The sequence below is a fragment of the Prevotella sp. P3-92 genome (assembly GCF_002251205.1).
GTDB lineage: Bacteria > Bacteroidota > Bacteroidia > Bacteroidales > Bacteroidaceae > Prevotella.
The window spans coordinates 40,088-58,052 of the sequence record NZ_NPJE01000004.1 but is presented as its reverse complement, the minus strand read 5'-3'; the positions used below and the strand labels follow the sequence as shown (position 1 = coordinate 58,052).

At 44.8% G+C, this 17,965-nt stretch carries 12 protein-coding genes and 1 pseudogene; 8 read left to right on the top strand and 5 right to left on the bottom strand.

Going from position 1 to position 17,965, the window contains the following annotated elements; all coding sequences use genetic code 11:
- The 5 genes and pseudogenes from CIK93_RS13845 to CIK93_RS00760 all read left to right on the top strand — a co-directional run.
- A pseudogene (locus CIK93_RS13845) lies at positions 1-113 on the top strand (DDE transposase); the annotation flags it as partial.
- 1,068 nt (positions 114-1,181) lie between these two features.
- Entirely contained in the window at positions 1,182-1,460 is a 279-nt protein-coding gene (locus tag CIK93_RS13330) for a hypothetical protein (RefSeq protein WP_144007559.1), read from the top strand.
- A gap of 1,261 nt (positions 1,461-2,721) precedes the next feature.
- A complete protein-coding gene (locus CIK93_RS00770) occupies positions 2,722-3,513 on the top strand; it encodes an RsiV family protein (RefSeq protein ID WP_094446293.1) in 792 nt (263 codons plus the stop codon).
- A gap of 17 nt (positions 3,514-3,530) precedes the next feature.
- The gene (gene rsmG / locus CIK93_RS00765; protein ID WP_094435834.1) at positions 3,531-4,154 is read left to right on the top strand and encodes a 16S rRNA (guanine(527)-N(7))-methyltransferase RsmG; all 624 of its coding nucleotides are present in this window, start codon (positions 3,531-3,533) and stop codon (positions 4,152-4,154) included.
- Entirely contained in the window at positions 4,148-4,792 is a 645-nt protein-coding gene (locus CIK93_RS00760; RefSeq protein ID WP_094446292.1) for an MBL fold metallo-hydrolase, read from the top strand. Before rsmG ends, CIK93_RS00760 begins: the two co-directional genes overlap by 7 nt.
- A gap of 639 nt (positions 4,793-5,431) precedes the next feature.
- Here CIK93_RS00760 and CIK93_RS00755 read toward each other — a convergent pair.
- Together CIK93_RS00755 and CIK93_RS00750 are read right to left on the bottom strand one after the other, a co-directional pair.
- Positions 5,432-7,063, bottom strand: coding sequence for a glycoside hydrolase 43 family protein (locus tag CIK93_RS00755; protein ID WP_094446291.1), 1,632 nt, complete (start codon positions 7,061-7,063; stop codon positions 5,432-5,434).
- Positions 7,064-7,104: 41 nt separating this feature from the next.
- Positions 7,105-8,190, bottom strand: coding sequence for a hypothetical protein (locus CIK93_RS00750; RefSeq protein WP_094446290.1), 1,086 nt, complete (start codon positions 8,188-8,190; stop codon positions 7,105-7,107).
- A gap of 118 nt (positions 8,191-8,308) precedes the next feature.
- On the opposite strand from CIK93_RS00750, the gene CIK93_RS00745 reads away from it, so the two are divergent.
- Both CIK93_RS00745 and nifJ read left to right on the top strand, forming a co-directional pair.
- Positions 8,309-9,496 (top strand): ATP-binding protein, encoded by a 1,188-nt coding sequence (locus CIK93_RS00745; protein ID WP_094440683.1) that lies wholly within the window; start codon positions 8,309-8,311, stop codon positions 9,494-9,496.
- A gap of 35 nt (positions 9,497-9,531) precedes the next feature.
- Complete coding sequence (nifJ, locus tag CIK93_RS00740) at positions 9,532-13,110, top strand: pyruvate:ferredoxin (flavodoxin) oxidoreductase (protein WP_094446289.1); 3,579 nt, start codon at positions 9,532-9,534, stop codon at positions 13,108-13,110.
- Positions 13,111-13,323: 213 nt separating this feature from the next.
- Here the strand turns inward: nifJ and aroC are convergent, their stop codons facing one another.
- Both aroC and CIK93_RS00730 read right to left on the bottom strand, forming a co-directional pair.
- Positions 13,324-14,400, bottom strand: a complete 1,077-nt coding sequence (aroC, locus tag CIK93_RS00735) for a chorismate synthase (RefSeq protein WP_094390474.1) — start codon at positions 14,398-14,400, stop codon at positions 13,324-13,326.
- Positions 14,401-14,419: 19 nt separating this feature from the next.
- A complete protein-coding gene (locus tag CIK93_RS00730) occupies positions 14,420-15,052 on the bottom strand; it encodes a peptidylprolyl isomerase (protein ID WP_094446288.1) in 633 nt (210 codons plus the stop codon).
- Between the two features lie 303 nt (positions 15,053-15,355).
- Between CIK93_RS00730 and CIK93_RS00725 the strand changes: the two genes are divergently transcribed.
- Complete coding sequence (locus CIK93_RS00725) at positions 15,356-15,715, top strand: hypothetical protein (protein WP_094390476.1); 360 nt, start codon at positions 15,356-15,358, stop codon at positions 15,713-15,715.
- Positions 15,716-15,811: 96 nt separating this feature from the next.
- Here the strand turns inward: CIK93_RS00725 and CIK93_RS00720 are convergent, their stop codons facing one another.
- A complete protein-coding gene (locus CIK93_RS00720) occupies positions 15,812-17,827 on the bottom strand; it encodes a HAMP domain-containing sensor histidine kinase (RefSeq protein ID WP_094446287.1) in 2,016 nt (671 codons plus the stop codon).
- Positions 17,828-17,965: the final 138 nt, after the last annotated feature.

The following is a 17,965-nucleotide window of genomic DNA, read 5'->3' as shown; positions in this document are numbered from 1 at the left end:
CAGCAGAGTCTTTCAACGCCAAAGTCAAGTCCTTCAGGGCAGCACTAAGGGGAATTAGGGATGAGAAATTCTTTCTCTACAGACTTTCCATGATATACGCTTACCCCCACTAATTATCTACTGAGCCTTTCCATGATATACGCTTATCCCCACTAATTATCTACTGAGCCGTTTTAATGCGACTGCTTTGTTACTCTAAAATAAAAGATTCTACCAAACACCTGATTATAAAGCAACAAAGTCAAACTAAACACTAAGTTCGCCTTTCGCCCAGATGAACGCAGAAACGCGGACGAGTCCACTTATCCCAAGTTCCTAGGTGTTTGGTCAAACCTATAAGCCCGAATAAGAGAAACGTCCACGCTATGCAGACGTTCACATTTATCCAATGGCTTATGTTCTTTCTGCGACCAAACTTCAGGAACATTATTGTCGAATAAACAGCAAACGCTATTTTTTTAACCCACAAAAACATATATCATCGCCCGAAGGCGAATCAATCCGCATGCAAAGATACAGCAAAAATCAGAGATTACAAAAATAATCACTGTAATAAGCAAATTAAAACCACCAATTTTTAGATGCCATAGATACATGCCTAAGACATCGAAGCTGTTTTGCTTTTCAAAAAAAAACTGTTATACTGTTATCAGTAACGCTGTGACTTGATGCCATTATACGCTCAACTAAAATCAATATCCAAACTTAAAAAATGGGTTTAAACAACTCGCTTTTGGGGATAGCAAATATACTGATATTATAATTTATGTTAAACCGATACTGGTTTTGGTTAAATATAACTAAATTCAGATATAAATAGTGCCAAAACTCTTGCATTCCGGGGGTGCCATGTTGTATATTTGTATCTCAAGCCGAGGATGATTTCCAAAAACAAGAAAGAAACCTTCAAACCAAAAGTCAAACAAATAATTTACAACCAAAATGCCACTTATATTTACAAAACAAGTAATTCAACACGCAATCTGGTCCCGACAGAGACACAACGGTTTCCCGATCGCTTCTCGTTCGGTTTCCGTTAACTTCTCGTTAGGTCCTCGTTCGTCTCTCGTTCGTCTCTCGTTGGTCTCTCGTTGGTTATTCGTTAGTCTATCGAAGACCGATCGAGAACCGAACGAGAAACAAGCAAAAAACGAACGAAAGAGCAACGAATATCGATCGAGATGCCGACGAGAAACTATCGGCAACTCGACGAGTTGCCACCGTCATGGCTGGCAGAACACCCTTCTGCAACCACAAACCAGCATACTGCCCCTCACCCATCTCCTGCCGAGGCAGATAGTAGCACTTTCAGCCCCACCCAGGACATTCTCACGGCGAATCAAGCCTTTTCCACCCATTCTGTACATTCCAACCCACCACAAAAGCCCCTCACAGGCTCTAAAAAAACCTCGCCGCCACACCGCCCAACAACCACCAAAGACACGCCCTACCCGTCTTAAACACCCTCTCGCAAGCACCTAAACACAGCCCTTCACGACCTCAATAGTAGGCCAAACACCACGTTTTCATAAAGTCAGAGAGCAGAGTCAAGTGCACTCTAACCCTGTCATGGCGAAAAAGGTGCCATAAAATGAAACCATTACCCAAAACCACCCAAAACCCCATTCCCATCACTTTACCAAATACAAGTACAGTAACTTTACAATGATACCACATAACACATCCCATAACCTTACATTACATTAAATAATCATACGGATTACAGATTCCACTGATTTCCATTTCTTGATGATAGCCTTGGTATTTCCAAGGCAGTTTGGAGCACACGTTTTTTAAAGATGTCACAGGGACATGTCATTGACATCATGACTTACAATTCTTACAGCTTACAGTATTACAGTTTTCGGATCATCGGAATTTAGACGGAAAAATAATCTTAAACGAAAAATCCTCGATGTGAATCGGGGATTTTTTGTTTTTATTAAAAATAATCAATAAAAAAATTGTAAATATGAAGAAATAAACATAACTTTGTGAAAAATAAATAATTAAATACATAACAACTATGGAGATATTAGCACTTTTACCTGTACTTTGGGTTATTCTTTACATCGCCCAGCGTGGAGAAAAATAAGTATTTATAAAAAATGTCACAGGGACAGGTCAATGACATCAACACCAAGCGTTACAATATAACAATATAACAGTTTCCAAAAACGATTTTTGCGTTACAGTTACAGTATTACAGTTTTGAGAAACGGTATTTTTTTGGTTGCTTCGCAAGAAATAATCTGTAATTCAGGGAGGCAGCAAACAAAATCTTTAACTAAAATCCTTGACGAGAATGCGCTCGAATACCTCGCTTCTGGGAAGGGTTTTATTTTGGATCGCCTACGGCTCGACATCTTAACTATAATCTTTACAAGAATCTTTAACTATAATCTTTACAAGAATAGTTAAAGATTTTTGATATCAGCCTGTCTAGGTAAATACTTTTGTCCTTACAGGACGTAGGTGTATATGTTACATCAAGTCCGCAGGGTGTTACCCTGGGCTAAGGAAGCCATTGGGCCTTCAGCCCGTTGTTGCTTGTATATCAAATCTTGCGAAGAATCCAAAAAAACATCCGTTTAAATTCCGATGATTGCTTAGAGTGTGCTCCGTGGATTTTTTTGGATAATACAAAAAACGAATGGGAAAGAGAAACTATTATTGCAATAATTTGCATTTTCAAACCCTTATGCGTAACTTTGCAAGTCGATGAAAGACGTAAAGAAGATTATATACACTGCATTGGCTGTTTGCTTGGTGCTATGCGGATGTAAAAGCAAAGACGATGTCAACAGCCTTTTCAAAGAGGTTGTTGTCAACCGGAATATGGCACTGACTGATGCTCCACACAGTCCTGCATGCACCATCGATATCCAAGTGAAATACCTGGATGAAAAAAGCAAAAGGGCGGAACGCATCAATAACACCATAGAACAACGGATCTTCAATCTCCAACAACTGAGCATGCAACAGGCTGTTGACGCGTTTGTGAAGCAATACGCTGACAGCTATCGGGAAAACATGATGCCGCTCTACAGGGATGACCAACACGACACGGAACGACAGGGATGGTACGAATACCAGTATAAACTGGGAACGACAGTAACACCTGGACTGAACGATGCCATCGTCTATCGGGTGGAACTCATGACATACGAAGGCGGAGCGCATCCTAACCACCAGACCATGGTGATGAACTTCGATGCTGACAGTGGACAACTGCTGAAACTCAACGATATCTTCGTGACGGGTTATGAGCAACCGCTCTGCGACATGCTCCTTTCGGAACTGATGCGCAAAACAAACTCGAAGAACATGGATGAGCTGCACGACAAGGGGTATCTGATGACCATGGACCTCTATGTGCCTGACAACTATATATTGGGCACAAAAGAGGTGACGTTCCACTATAATCCATACGAAATAGCTCCATACGCCACGGGCGATACCGAACTGACGATTTCCTATGGACAACTCAAGGCTATAATGAAAAAACAATAAACGCTTCAATAATCAAGATGACAGACATTATATTCAAGTATTTCCCTGATCTCACCTCCAGACAGAAGGAGCAAATCGAGGCGCTTGACGCACTCTATCGGGAGTGGAATGCGAAGATTAACGTGATATCACGTAAAGACATCGACAACCTCTACGAGCACCATGTGCTCCACTCGATGGCTATCGGGAAAGTGACGCACTTCACTCCCGGTTCTACCATTCTCGATTTCGGCACAGGTGGCGGATTTCCCGGTGTACCCCTCGCCATACTGTTTCCTGAATGCGACTTCAAGCTCATCGACGGTACGGGAAAGAAAATCCGCGTGGCGCAGGAGGTTTGCCAAGCTATCGGCCTGACCAACTGCCACCCTACCCACCTCCGGGGTGAAGAGGAAAAGGGCAAGTATGATTTTGTGGTGAGTCGCGCTGTCATGCCGTTGACTGACCTTTATAAAATAGTGAAGAAGAATATCTCACGCGATCAACGCAACAGTCTGCCCAACGGCATCATCTGTCTTAAGGGCGGGCATCTGGAAGAGGAAACAAAACCGTTCCGCAATATCGTGGAAATAACAGACATCAGTTCCTTCTTTGATGAGGAATGGTTTCAAGAGAAAAATATCGTATATCTGCCATGCTGAATATCCAACGCTTCACCTGCAACATGCTGCAGGAAAACTGTTATGTGGTCTATGACGAAACAAAAGAGTGTGTCATCATAGACTGTGGGGCTTTTTACCCTGAGGAGCATCAAGCCATCTCACGGTTCATCCACGACAACAAGCTGACGCCTGTGCACCTAATTGCCACCCACGGACATTTCGACCATAATATCGGTAACGACGTCATATACAAGGAGTTTAAACTGAATGTTGAACTAAGGGTTGAAGACCGGTCGCTCATAGAAAACCTGGCTGATCAGGCATCGTCGATGCTCGGCATGTTGCTTCAAAAGGAGTACGCTCCCGTAGGACATTATTTTACTGATGGAGAAACGGTGGCGTTTGGCAACCATTCTTTTACGATTCTTCACACGCCTGGCCATACCCCAGGATCATGTGTGTTCTACTGCGAAGAAGAAAAGGTGGCGTTTACGGGCGACACGCTATTCAAACAGAGTATCGGACGTACTGACTTCCCTGGCGGTAGCTATGCGCAAATGAAGGAGAGTTTGAAACTGCTGCGCAGTCTGCCCGAAAGCACTATACTCTTATGTGGTCATGGACCACAAACAAGTATGGCGGACGAGCTGCGCTCCAATCCCTATCTGATATACTAATCCATGGTGACTCCGGAAATGTATCACGCGGAAGTCAATCATCGGAATTTAAACGGATATTAGACGGAAATAAAATCTTTACTGAACTTTCGCATGTGGGGAAGTTAAGAGAAGTTAGGGAAGTTAGAGAGAAGTTAAGGGACAAATGTCCTACGTCTTACGGCAAAAGGCTATTGTCTCTTAACTTCCCGAACGACCGTAGGGAGTGATAACTTCTTTAACTTCAATCAATTCCCTCAGTTGCGAGACTTGAAATCTTTAACGAAAATCTCGACTGAAAATGCGCTCGAATGCCTCGCTTTTGGGAAGAATTTTAATGGGGATCGCCTTACAGGCTCGAATTTTTGGAGTAGCGAAGACAGAGTGAAAGCTCGCTTTCACTATGCTGAGTCACGACAAAAATAACCTATGGTGTAAATCTTAACGAGAATCTTAAAAATAATCTATAACCTTTAACCTTTAACCTCTAACCTTTAACCTATAACCTTTAAACTATAATCTATAATCTCTAACCTATAACCTAAACGCTCCGTGTATTCCGTGGATTTTCATGCCACGTACTAAAAAAATCCGCACCACTGGAAGAACGTCCAAGTGGTGCGGAAATGCTATCATCTAAGAGTGTCTTTGCTGAAATGATTATTTGGTGAAGCGAATCCAATCGGCATCAATCCAACCTTTATCCGTATTGGGATTTGTATCTGCTGCTACGAAACCGATCTTCGCACCAATCCATTTTCCTTCACGCATCTTGAACGGTTCGCCACAGGTGGTGAATTTCTTACCGTTCTGACTCCATGCAAACTGCATCATACCATCGTTGACGGTCATGCGGAGGTAAATATCTTCGTGAATAGCTGGTTTGTAATTTACCTTGTCAACAGCGGTAGGACGAAGCGTGGCGATGAGTGTCTCGCTCTGCGCATTTCCCTTGTCTGCCGATTTACAGGTCATCTGTATCAGACGGAACTCATTACCGACACGTTTCACTACCAATGCTGAATAATCAAGTCCCATCATGATAAAACCACCATACTGACCGTCTGCCTTAGCGGTGAGGCGAAGTTTGGTTGTTGCGGTAAAACGGTCGGCAGGGGTCTTCTGCAACAGCATGTTGGGCACATTCCAAAGATTCTTCGCACCTCCATCCTGTTTATATGTGAAAACACGCATGGTGCCGAAAGCAGTAGGCATTCCAAAGAACTGATGATAATTAGCGTGCCATTGCCATTGGAGACCCAACGTCGGCTTGTTGAACTCATCACTCTCTTCCGGATTGACAATAACCGATGATGACGACTTGGGTTTCTTGTAAGTGGTGACAGGTTCACCCTTCTTGCCCATGATAGGCCATCCTGTGGACCAGTCAACGGGATTCAAATGAACCACACGACCATAGGCATCCTTGTCTTGGAAGTGCAGGAACCAGTCTTCCCCATATTTCGTATGTACCCATCCGCCTTGGTGAGGTCCGTTGATATTGCTTTTGCCTTGTGCCAATACGATTTTATGTTCGTAAGGACCGTATGGCGACTTGCTGCGCATAGCCAACTGGAAACCGGTAGGTACGCCGCCGGCAGGACACAAAATCCAGTACCATCCGTCGCGCTTGTAGAATTTAGGACCTTCGCAAGTGCGGTTTTCCGTACCATTACCGTCGAAGACAATGACAGGGTCGCTGATGGCGCGTGTTCCGTCGGCAGAGAGTTCACGCACACACAGCATCGATGCAAATTTAGCTCTTGAACTTGCCCATCCGTTGACCAGATAGCAGCGTCCGTCTTCATCCCACAACGGCGTGGTGTCGATCATTCCCTTGCCTGCTATCACGCAATGTGGTTTGCTCCATTCTCCTGCGGGATCTTTGGTTTTTACCATAAAGACGCCAAAGTCAGGATCTCCCCAATAGATATAATATTCGCCGTTATGATAACGGATGGAAGGCGCCCAGATACCGTTACCGTGTGACGGTTTGTCGAAAACCTCTTTGGGTTCAAGTTCCTTCACCGCATGTCCCACCAACTGCCAGTTGACGAGATCCTTGGAATGAAGGATGGGCAAACCGGGAATACACTGGAAACTGGATGCTGTCATATAGTAATCATCGCCAGAAGATCCCACGCAGACATCGGGGTCGCTATAATCGGCATTGATTACGGGGTTGGTGTATGTTCCGTCACCATTATCGGGTGACCACACCTGAGATTTGTACTGCGCATGACCACACAGGGTAACTGCCAGCAGCGTTAGTAGAAGAGTTTTTCTTTTCATGTTTTTTTTGTTATTTGATAAATGAGATTTCGAAATACTTGTTACTTGGTAATTTTGAGTTGGTAATGCTGATCGTAAACAACCTGCATCATGGCAACCTCATCACCATGCGTAGGGGAAAGCGATAAAGCCACATGTCCCATGGTACGGCGGAGATTGATTTCGACGCAGGGATGCAAGAGCAAATGACCGTTGCCATCTTCCACGACCATCATGTCAATGCCTAAAGGACCTTGATAAACAGGAGTTAAGAGGCAGGCCAAACAGTTACAAATCTTCACTTTAATATCATCCAACAGTTGGGTTGAAACATAGGTACTTATGGATTTTCGCTTCACCGCTTCTGTAGCCAAGAGATTACCCGTATAGGCAGTATGGTCGGTATGGAAGAGCGACAGACCTTCATACCTGACTTGACCATCATGGGTCATCGTAAATTCCATGGCAAAATCCTTCACCTTATTATAATAGGGTTCAACCATGACAGACTCTTGCTGGTGGAGAAGGTTTTCTATCCACTTTTTTTGCGGAGCCTCCAACAGCTTATCAGAAGTAAAGGGGCGCACCCCTCTCCCACTCGACGACCAAGGCGCTTTGATCATGACACGCTTGTAACGAGCGACCAGGTCCTCGACTTCTTTTATCATATGACACTCAAAAGCCTCACCGACAATTCCCGTTCCCGACAACTGCGCCAGCAGTCGGGCAGCAGTACGACGATGTGCCAACAGGCGTATCTGTTCGATATGATGCAGCGACGGCAACAAGGCCTTGTCTATGGCGATACGCGACAATCTGTTCCAAACAGCCGGATCCCATCCCCAAGGGTCGATGGAAGACGGCAGGGGAATACGATCCATCCTGCGACCATCAGTCCATACGACATGAGGCAGATGCTTGTCTGCAGTTTTCAACCACCATGCGCAGTCAGAAAGGAAATCGTCTAAGGCGTTTTGACAACTGTCAACATCATCCACAAGAATAACATCCCCCTCTTCCGCCCAAAAAACAGGCAGAAATCCCAAGTCGGCACGTAGCATACGTCCAGCCTTCGGGGCTGTGAAATTCATCAAATTGCTCGCTAAAGCAATTTCATGTTCTGGGTTGAAAAGGCAGAAATTACTCATAATAGTTTGTTTCGGATGCAAATTTACAACTTTTTTTTGATATTTTGCAATATAGAGTTTGCAAATTACAAATAAATTATTAACTTTGCAAACGTTTTAAAACAAATCGTACTTTTCAATGGAAGCATTCTTTCGAACACATCGATATTTGGTTGAGCACACGAACGCACCCGTTCGCAGAATCCTCATGGACGAAATCAACTGGAACGACCGCTTGATAGGCATCAAGGGAACGCGTGGTATCGGAAAGACAACCTTCCTGTTGCAATATGCAAAAGAGAAATTCGACATTCAAGACCGCCAATGTCTCTATATCAACATGAACAATTTCTATTTTCAGGAGAGAGGCATTGCAGATTTTGCAGGAGAATTCTATCACAGAGGAGGACGCGTATTGTTGGTTGACCAGGTTTTCAAACAACCCAACTGGTCGGAGGAGCTTCGTCGATGTTATGACGAGCATCCCGGACTGAAAATAGTATTCACCGGATCAAGCGTGATGCGACTGAAAGAGGAAAACCCCGAACTGAACGGCATCGTGAAGAGTTATAACCTCAGAGGTTTCTCCTTCCGTGAATTCATCAACCTCCAAACCGGCAACAATTTCCATCCCTATACGCTTGAAGAGATTCTTGCCGACCACGAGCACATCATCAAGGAAATATTACCAAAAGTATCACCCAACAAATACTTCCAAGATTATATTCATCATGGTTTCTATCCATTCTATCAGGAACAGCGCAACTATTCGGAAAACCTGCTGAAAACCATGAACATGATGACAGAAGTGGATATCCTGCTCATCAAACAGATTGAACTGAAATATCTCACGAAAATCAAACAACTGTTCTACCTCCTGGCAGAAGAAGGTCCGAAAGCGCCCAACGTCAGCCAGTTGGCCAACAAGATAGAGACCAGTCGCGCCACAGTCATGAACTACGTGAAATATCTTACTGACGCCAGACTGCTGAACATGATTTACCCTGTGGGACAGGATTTCCCCAAGAAACCGGCAAAAATCATGCTGCACAACTCCAATCTGCTTTATGCCATCTACCCCATCCACGTAGAAAAGCAGAATGCCATGGAGACCTTCTTCGTCAATTCGCTGTGGAAAGACCATAAGGTAAATCAAGGTTCGCGCGACTCCTTATATATGGTAGATGAACGCTTGAAGTTCCGCGTCTGTGATGCAGAAGCATCAGGAAAGACCCGAAACTCGCCCGACACCATCTATGCACGCTATAATACAGAAATCGGAAAAGACAACCAGATACCACTATGGCTTCTGGGATTCCTATACTAAACAAAGTTTTATCATTTAATATTTTTATTAAAACAATGGCAAAAGAAAAGAAATTTATCACTTGTGATGGTAATGAGGCTGCTGCTCACGTGAGCTACATGTTCTCGGAAGTAGCTGCTATCTACCCCATCACCCCGTCATCTCCAATGGCGGAGCACGTCGATGAATGGGCTGCTCGTGGTCGTAAGAACCTCTGGGGACAAAACGTAGCAGTACAGGAAATGCAGTCTGAGGCTGGTGCCGCAGGTGCCGTTCACGGTTCACTGCAGGCCGGTGCTCTCACCACCACATTCACCGCATCACAGGGTCTGCTCCTGATGATTCCTAACATGTACAAGATTGCCGGTGAGCTTATCCCATGCGTATTCGACGTTTCTGCACGTACTCTGGCTTCACATTCACTGTGTATCTTCGGTGACCACCAGGACGTCATGGCTTGCCGCCAGACCGGTTTCGCCATGCTCTGCGAAGGTTCTGTTCAAGAGGTGATGGATATGACTGCCGTTGCCCACCTCGCAACGCTCGAGACTTGCGTTCCTTTCGTTAACTTCTTCGATGGTTTCCGCACCTCTCACGAGTATCATAAGATTGAGTTGATGGATCAGGAAGATATCCGTCCTCTCGTCAACGAGGAATACATCAAGCGCTTCCGCGACCGTGCTATGAGCCCTGAGCGCCCTGTTACTCGCGGTACCGCTGAGAACCCCGAAACATTCTTCACACACCGTGAAGCATGCAACAGCTACTATAATTCAGTACCTGAAGTAGTAGAGAAGTATCTCGGTGAGATTTCTAAGATTACCGGTCGTGAATACCACCTCTTCTCATACTATGGAGCTGAGGATGCAGACAGAATGATTATCCTCATGGGTTCTGCAACAGACGCTGCACGCGAGGCTATCGACTATCTGAACGCCAACGGACAGAAAGTCGGCATGATCAGCGTACACCTCTATCGTCCTTTCTCAGTGAAGCACTTGCTCGCTTCAGTTCCCAAGAGCGTAAAGCGCATCGCTGTACTCGACCGCACCAAGGAGCCAGGAGCCGACGGCGAACCTCTGTACCTCGACGTTAAGGCAGCTTTCTACGACCAGGAAAACCGTCCTCTCATCGTAGGTGGCCGCTACGGTCTCGGCTCATCAGACGTTACTCCCGCCAAGATCATCTCTGTATTCAACAACCTCGCCATGCCAGAGCCCAAGAACCACTTCACCGTGGGTATCGTTGACGACGTGACCTTCACCTCTCTGCCTGCAGTAGAGGAAATCGCACTCGGTGGCGACGGCATGTTCCAGGCTAAGTTCTACGGTCTGGGTGCAGACGGTACTGTCGGTGCCAACAAGAACTCTGTAAAGATTATCGGTGACAACACCGACAAATATTGCCAGGCTTACTTCTCATACGACTCTAAGAAGTCTGGCGGTTTCACCTGCTCGCACCTGCGTTTCGGTGATACTCCTATCCGTTCTACCTATCTGGTAACTACTCCTAACTTCGTAGCTTGCCACGTTCAGGCTTACCTCCACATGTACGATGTAACACGTGGTCTGCAGAAGAACGGTACATTCCTGTTGAACACCATCTTTGATGATGCTGAACTGGAGAAATTCATGCCTAACAAGGTTAAGCGCTACTTCGCACAGAACAACATTACTGTCTATACCATCAACGCTACCAAGATTGCACAGGAAATCGGTCTGGGTAACCGCACCAACACCATCCTACAGAGTGCCTTCTTCCGTATCACAGAGGTTATCCCTGTAGAATTAGCCGTTGAAAAGATGAAGGCTGCTGCCTTGAAGTCTTACGGTGCCAAGGGTCAGGACGTTGTTGACAAAAACTATGCTGCTATCGACCGTGGTGGTGAATTCAAGAAATTCGAGGTTAAACCCGAATGGGCTAATTTGGCTGATGATGCCGAGAAGCAGGACGACGCTCCCGCATTCGTTAAGGAGCTTGTTCGCCCCATCAACGCCCAGGCCGGCGATCTGCTGACTGTGAACGACTTTGTGAAGCACAACACCGTTGACGGTTCATGGCAGGTTGGTACTGCTGCTTACGAGAAGCGTGGTGTAGAAGCCTTCGTTCCCGTTTGGAATCCAGACAACTGTATCCAGTGTAACCAGTGTGCATACATCTGTCCTCACGCTGCCATCCGTCCATTCGTTCTGACCGACGAGGAACTTGCAGGATTCGGCGACGACTTCAAGACTATCCAGATGAAGGCTCCTGCCGCTATGAAGGGCATGCACTTCCGTATCGAGACATCAGTACTCGACTGTCTTGGCTGCGGTAACTGTGCTGATATCTGCCCAGGTAATCCAAAACTCGGCAAGGCTCTCACCATGGCTCCATTCAACCCCGATGCTGCGGATATGAAGGTGGAAGCTAAGAACTGGGAGAAACTTGTGAAGGACGTGAAGTCTAAGCAGGATCTCGTTGACGTGAAGAGCAACGTGAAGAACTCACAGTTTGCTCAGCCTCTCTTCGAATTCTCAGGTGCTTGCGCTGGTTGCGGTGAGACTCCATACGTGAAGTTGCTGTCTCAGCTCTTCGGTGACCGTCAGATGATTGCCAACGCTACCGGTTGTTCTTCAATCTACTCTGCATCAATTCCTTCTACTCCATACACCACCAACGAAAAGGGTCAGGGTCCTGCCTTCAACAACTCATTGTTTGAGGACTTCTGCGAATTCGGTCTTGGTATGACTATGGGTAACAAGAAGATGAAGGAGCGCGTTGCCATCCTGCTCGGCGAAATCATCGCCAGCGAGAATGCACCTGCCGAATACAAGGCTCTTGCTCAGGAATGGATTGACAACAAGGAAGACGCTGAAAAGACCAAGGAGATTGCTCCAAAACTCAAGGCTTGCATCAAGGCAGGTGCAGAGGCTGGATGCGATATCTGCAAAGAACTGCAGACACTCGACCACTATCTCGTGAAACGTTCACAGTGGATCATCGGTGGTGACGGTGCTTCTTACGATATCGGTTACGGCGGTCTCGACCACGTTATCGCCAGCGGTGAGGATGTGAACATTCTCGTTCTTGATACCGAGGTTTACTCTAACACCGGTGGTCAGGCTTCAAAGGCTACTCCTCTCGGAGCTATCGCACAGTTTGCTGCACAGGGTAAGCGCATCAAGAAGAAGGATATCGGTATGATTGCCACTACCTATGGATATGTTTATGTTGCTCAGATTGCTATGGGTGCTGACCACGCTCAGACCCTTAAAGCCATCCGCGAGGCAGAAGCTTACCACGGACCTTCACTCATCATTGCTTACGCTCCATGTATCAACCACGGTCTGAAGGCCAAGGGCGGTATGGGTAAGAGCCAGGCTGAGGAGAAGAAGGCTGTAGAATGTGGTTACTGGCACCTGTGGCGCTTCAACCCAGAGTTGGCTGCCGAGGGCAAGAACCCATTCTCACTCGACTCTAAGGAGCCTAACTGGGCAAACTTCCACGACTTCCTGCTTGGTGAGGTTCGTTACCTTTCTGTCAAGAAGGCTTATCCTAACGAGGCCGAAGAACTGTTTGCCGAGGCACAGAAGATGGCTCAGCAGCGTTACAAGACCTATGTTCGCAAGACTCAGGAGAACTGGGAAGACTAATCCCCTCTCCTCTCTATAATCATTGGCAAGGCTCTATATGGGCCTTGCCTTTTTTTATGCGCTGTCAAGTCATGACATACTCATTCTTGTAAATATAGAAACCGCACCAGTTTCATCTTTCTATAGTCGAAAAAAAAACAGGCATCAGAAACTGACACCTGTTTGCTATTCCTATTCAATCTGTGTTTGGACGAATTGACTCTTATGCCTTATTTACAAAGTCGTTGCCTTGTTTTGCAGATAATAGTCTAAGATGGTCATTGCCGTCATTGCTTCTACAATAGGTACGGCACGAGGCAATACACAAGGATCGTGTCTGCCACGCGCTAAAAGCGTTGTTTCCTGTCCTTCGATGTTGACAGTCTGTTGCTCGCGCAGAATGGTAGCCACTGGTTTGAAGGCAACACGGAAATAGATATCTTCTCCATTGCTGATGCCACCTTGAATTCCACCACTGTGGTTGGTTAATGTGGTGATGTGATGATCTCGATTGACGAAGATGTCATTCTGCTGAGAACCACGTGAGTTGACGCAACTGAAACCTTCACCATATTCAAAACCTTTGGCAGCATTGATACTCAACATGGCACTACCAAGAGCAGCATGTAATTTTCCAAATTCAGGCTCACCCAATCCAGCAGGACACCCTTTTACCACACAAGTGATAATGCCACCAATAGTATCGCCATCAGCTTTGACGCTTTCTATCAAGCGCACCATTTCCGCAGCCTTCTCGCTATCTGGACAACGCACGATATTATTCTCCCGTAACGATAGATCGTAATGGGTATAATCATGCAATAAGGCAATATCCCCTACCTGAGAGGTGAACGCCTCGACCGAAATACCCAACTGTTGTAAAGCAAGTTTAGCCAATGCACCTCCTACAACCCGACTGATGGTAATGCGAGCTGACGAACGTCCACCACCGCGATGGTCTCTCAGTCCGTATTTTTGTTGATAGGTATAATCAGCATGCGATGGTCTAAATGTATCACGCATGTTGTCATAATCATACGAATGTTGGTTGGTGTTACGTACAATAAAACCAATAGGACATCCTGTCGAACGTCCTTCAAAGACACCGCTAAGCAGTTCGACACGATCGGCTTCCTGCCGTCCCGTGGTTATCTTGCTTTGTCCCGGACGTCGGCGATCAAGTTCCTGTTGGATGAAATCAGGATTGATGAGAATGCCCGCAGGCATTCCATCTACCACACCGCCAATTGCCTCACCGTGGCTTTCCCCGAATGTGGTAAGCGTGAAAAGATGTCCAAACGTATTTTTCACCTTAATATCGTTTTAATGATTAGTTTTCATGACAGTGGCCACCGCAACTGCATTCACCATCGCCGTGTCCTCCGCAACAACCTTCTCCGTCGTGGTTTCCACATCCACCGCCACAACATCCTTCACCGTCGTGATGGCAACCGCCACCGCAACCTTTACCGCTGAGATGAGCAATCAGTTTCTTAACCTCATCTTCTGTAGCATCTCTGTTTTCCAGAATCTCACCTTCAAAATAGAGGGTCTCGCCAGCCAGAGGGTGATTCATATCTATTTTCACCTTATCGTTGCCCACTTCCAATACACGACCGTAGAAGCGTTGCCCTTCTGCGTTTTGCAAGGGAACAATGGCATCCTCATATATATGTTCGCTATCAAATTTGCCATTCACATGGAATATGGTACGGTCCAACGATGCAACCTGTTGATCGTCATAATCACCATAAGCTTCGTCTTTAGAAAGAGAGAAGCTGAACTGCGCACCCTTTTCCAAGGAAATCACCTGTTGTTCAAAAGCATCGAGGGCAAATCCAAATCCACTTATAAAATGGAATGGTCTTTCAGCCTTAGCTTCTTCTACCATTTCTTTACCATGATCACCATCCACATAGAGTTTGTAAGTGAGGGCTATAAACTTATTGTTTGCGTTATTCATATCTTTATCTATTTGTATTACAATTATGTTTCTAACTCTATTTTCAATTTGTATGCAAAGGTACGCATAATTTGATGGAAAAACAAATATTCTATGCGCTTTCGTGAAAATCTGATAAAATGTGTTCTATATTCGCTGTTATTTGATTAAAATCAAGAAACAAGCTGTTTGCGCACACAAACATACAAAACCACTTGTATGATATCAAAATACTCTCTATCTTTGCATCGTCAAACAGGAAAAAGACCTGAAGACAAGTAAGGATAACATTATTAATTTAAGGTAAAAGAAAGGGTAACTAAAATGAAAAGAATGATTTTTGCAGTAGCTGCAATGTTGAGCATGACAATGGCTTTTGCAGACAATGAGAACACTAACAGCGTAAACAATGCTGAGGCTTACAACATGAACATCAACATGAACATGCTCTCACGTGCACTTGATTTGACTGGTGACCAAAAGGCAAGCGTTGCTGACATCCACAAGGTATTCTGTGCAGAAATGGACTTTGCCGGACAGTCAAGCAAGGAAGAGCGTGGTACTATGATGAACAAAGCCATCAACAAGGACTTGGCTTACATGCACACCGTACTTAATGAAGAACAGTACAAAAAGTATGTAATGCTGCTGAACGCGACCATGGCCAACCGTGGTCTGAAATAATCAGCCTCCGATGTGAAAAGGTTAATATAGACAATGGAATCGCTGTTCTCATGATGAGGACAGCGATTTTTTTTGTTGCTCTGTTATACAATTCCTCTACCCTTTCATACGCTTCACTTCTATAATGATGCGACATCCTTGCGTATAACTGGCATCTATCTTTGCATTGCCTCCCAAGCGGCGGGCTATGGCACGGCACAGAGGAAGTCCAATACCCGTACCTACAGTAAACGGATTAATCTTTGTAAACTGTTCGAAAACCCATTCTTGCTTATCGGCAGGAATACCAGGACCGTTATCGGTCACCGTATAACGTAAGAGATCTCCATCTATGGCACAGTTCAACACCACATGACCTTCTTTTGCAAATTTTGTAGCATTATCAATAACGAGTGCTAACGCTTTGCCTATGAGATCCATATCACTGCAGAATGTCTGGTCGGAATTTGGCTCCATTTGCGTTGTTATTTCAAACGAACATTCTGTATGATGTTCCATCTGACGTACTGTATCGTGGAGTAATGCTACCGGATTGAAAGTACTTACCTTCAACTGTCTGCTCTCAACATCCGACACATCAATAATATTGTCGATCAATTTAGTCAATAAGACGCCATTATCGACGATGAGTTTGGTCATCTCCTTACACTCAGGATTATCTGCATAATTCATATCTACAATCTGAGAGAAGCCCACAATGGCGTTGAGCGGCGTACGAATCTCATGTTGGATATTACGGATGAAATTGGTTTTCATTTCAAGTGCACACGACACATCATTATAAGCTCTCTGCAATTTTTTGCGTGCCCTTAATACCGAGAAGAGCCACAATCCTAATACGATCAATATGACAACAGAGACAAAGATAAAGAAATATGCCTCTTGCAATTTCTTATGTTCGAGTTCTTCCTGAATAGCAGAGTTGCGGCGTTGAAGATCATGCAATCCAAGAAGTTGTGAGAATTCCTCCGTACTGCTACGTGCCTCCGCCAGACGATTAGAATCGTTGATTTCCACCAGTTTCTTATAACATTCTACGACACCTTTATAGTCTCTCAGATGTTCCAATATTTCTGCACGATTCTTAAAATACAAACTGGTATATGGATTTATTTCCATACGTTTCTTGATAGCGACAATAGAATCGGAAGCTTGTAAAGCCTGGTGCCATTTGCCTTGGTTCATAGCCTGTTCCATAACAAGATTATAGTAATAGCGCTTTGAATCATCGCTTTTGTCTGCTAATAATGTTTTTAGCACGGTTGACAATTCTATGTTGTCACCTTTCGGTTTGCTATTCTTTGTATCATGTTGCAAACAATAGGTGCCATAAATATACCAATACCGATTCAATTGAAATGCCCACAGGCAATGTTGCGATGGATGGTCGCGCTTTTCATAGTCATCTTTATACTTATCGTAGAGTTCCTTAGTACGCTTCAGATACTTCAACGCCAAAGCATTCTTACCATTGCTGCAAGCCGCTAATGCCATTTCAGAGAATATGGTCGCTGCCATATAGGCTTTTTTGATCTTTTCACCTGGGAAGGTGCGGTCAATATATTGACAGAGTTCCTGCATAGTATTCAATGCCATTTGCTCATTATTGGTATCATTATAGTGTTCATAGATAGCACTTTTGCCTTCTATCACACAGCGAGGTTCTTGGGAAATATTTGTCATTTCGCGTGCTATGACCATTGCAGTATGGAATAGTCCGTTGTTCTGATAACCATACATCACAAAGCGAAAGCAGTTGAAAATGGCATTCATACGCTTAGGATAGTGCTGTTTCAGTTCGTAAAGGATTTCACGCGCCTTATTAGGATTTTTATCTTTCAGCGCATAAATATACACTTGCTGCGTATAGGCTTCAGTAATGGCAAGCGTATCGTTCTGCTTCTTTCCTTCTCTCATCAGCATTTGTGAAAGTTGCATGGCATTATCATTATAAATGGCTGCTTCTGCATTCTTATACAACTGTTGAAGGTGGGCGGTCTTGAAGCCGTCATATTGACTTTTTGCTTGGGCTAACAATGCTATTGCCAACACAAATATCGTCAAAACACTCTTGACAAGCACAGAGGTTGAAACAGTTACGATTTTGGTCATATATTATCTGGTTAGGTGTTAGTAATATGATATGGTCGTGGTTAACCAATATGCAAATATACAAACTAATTGACTCACTACCAAGTTTTTTATCTTTTTTCTTTATACAAAACCTTAAAATTATCGCATTCCTGGACA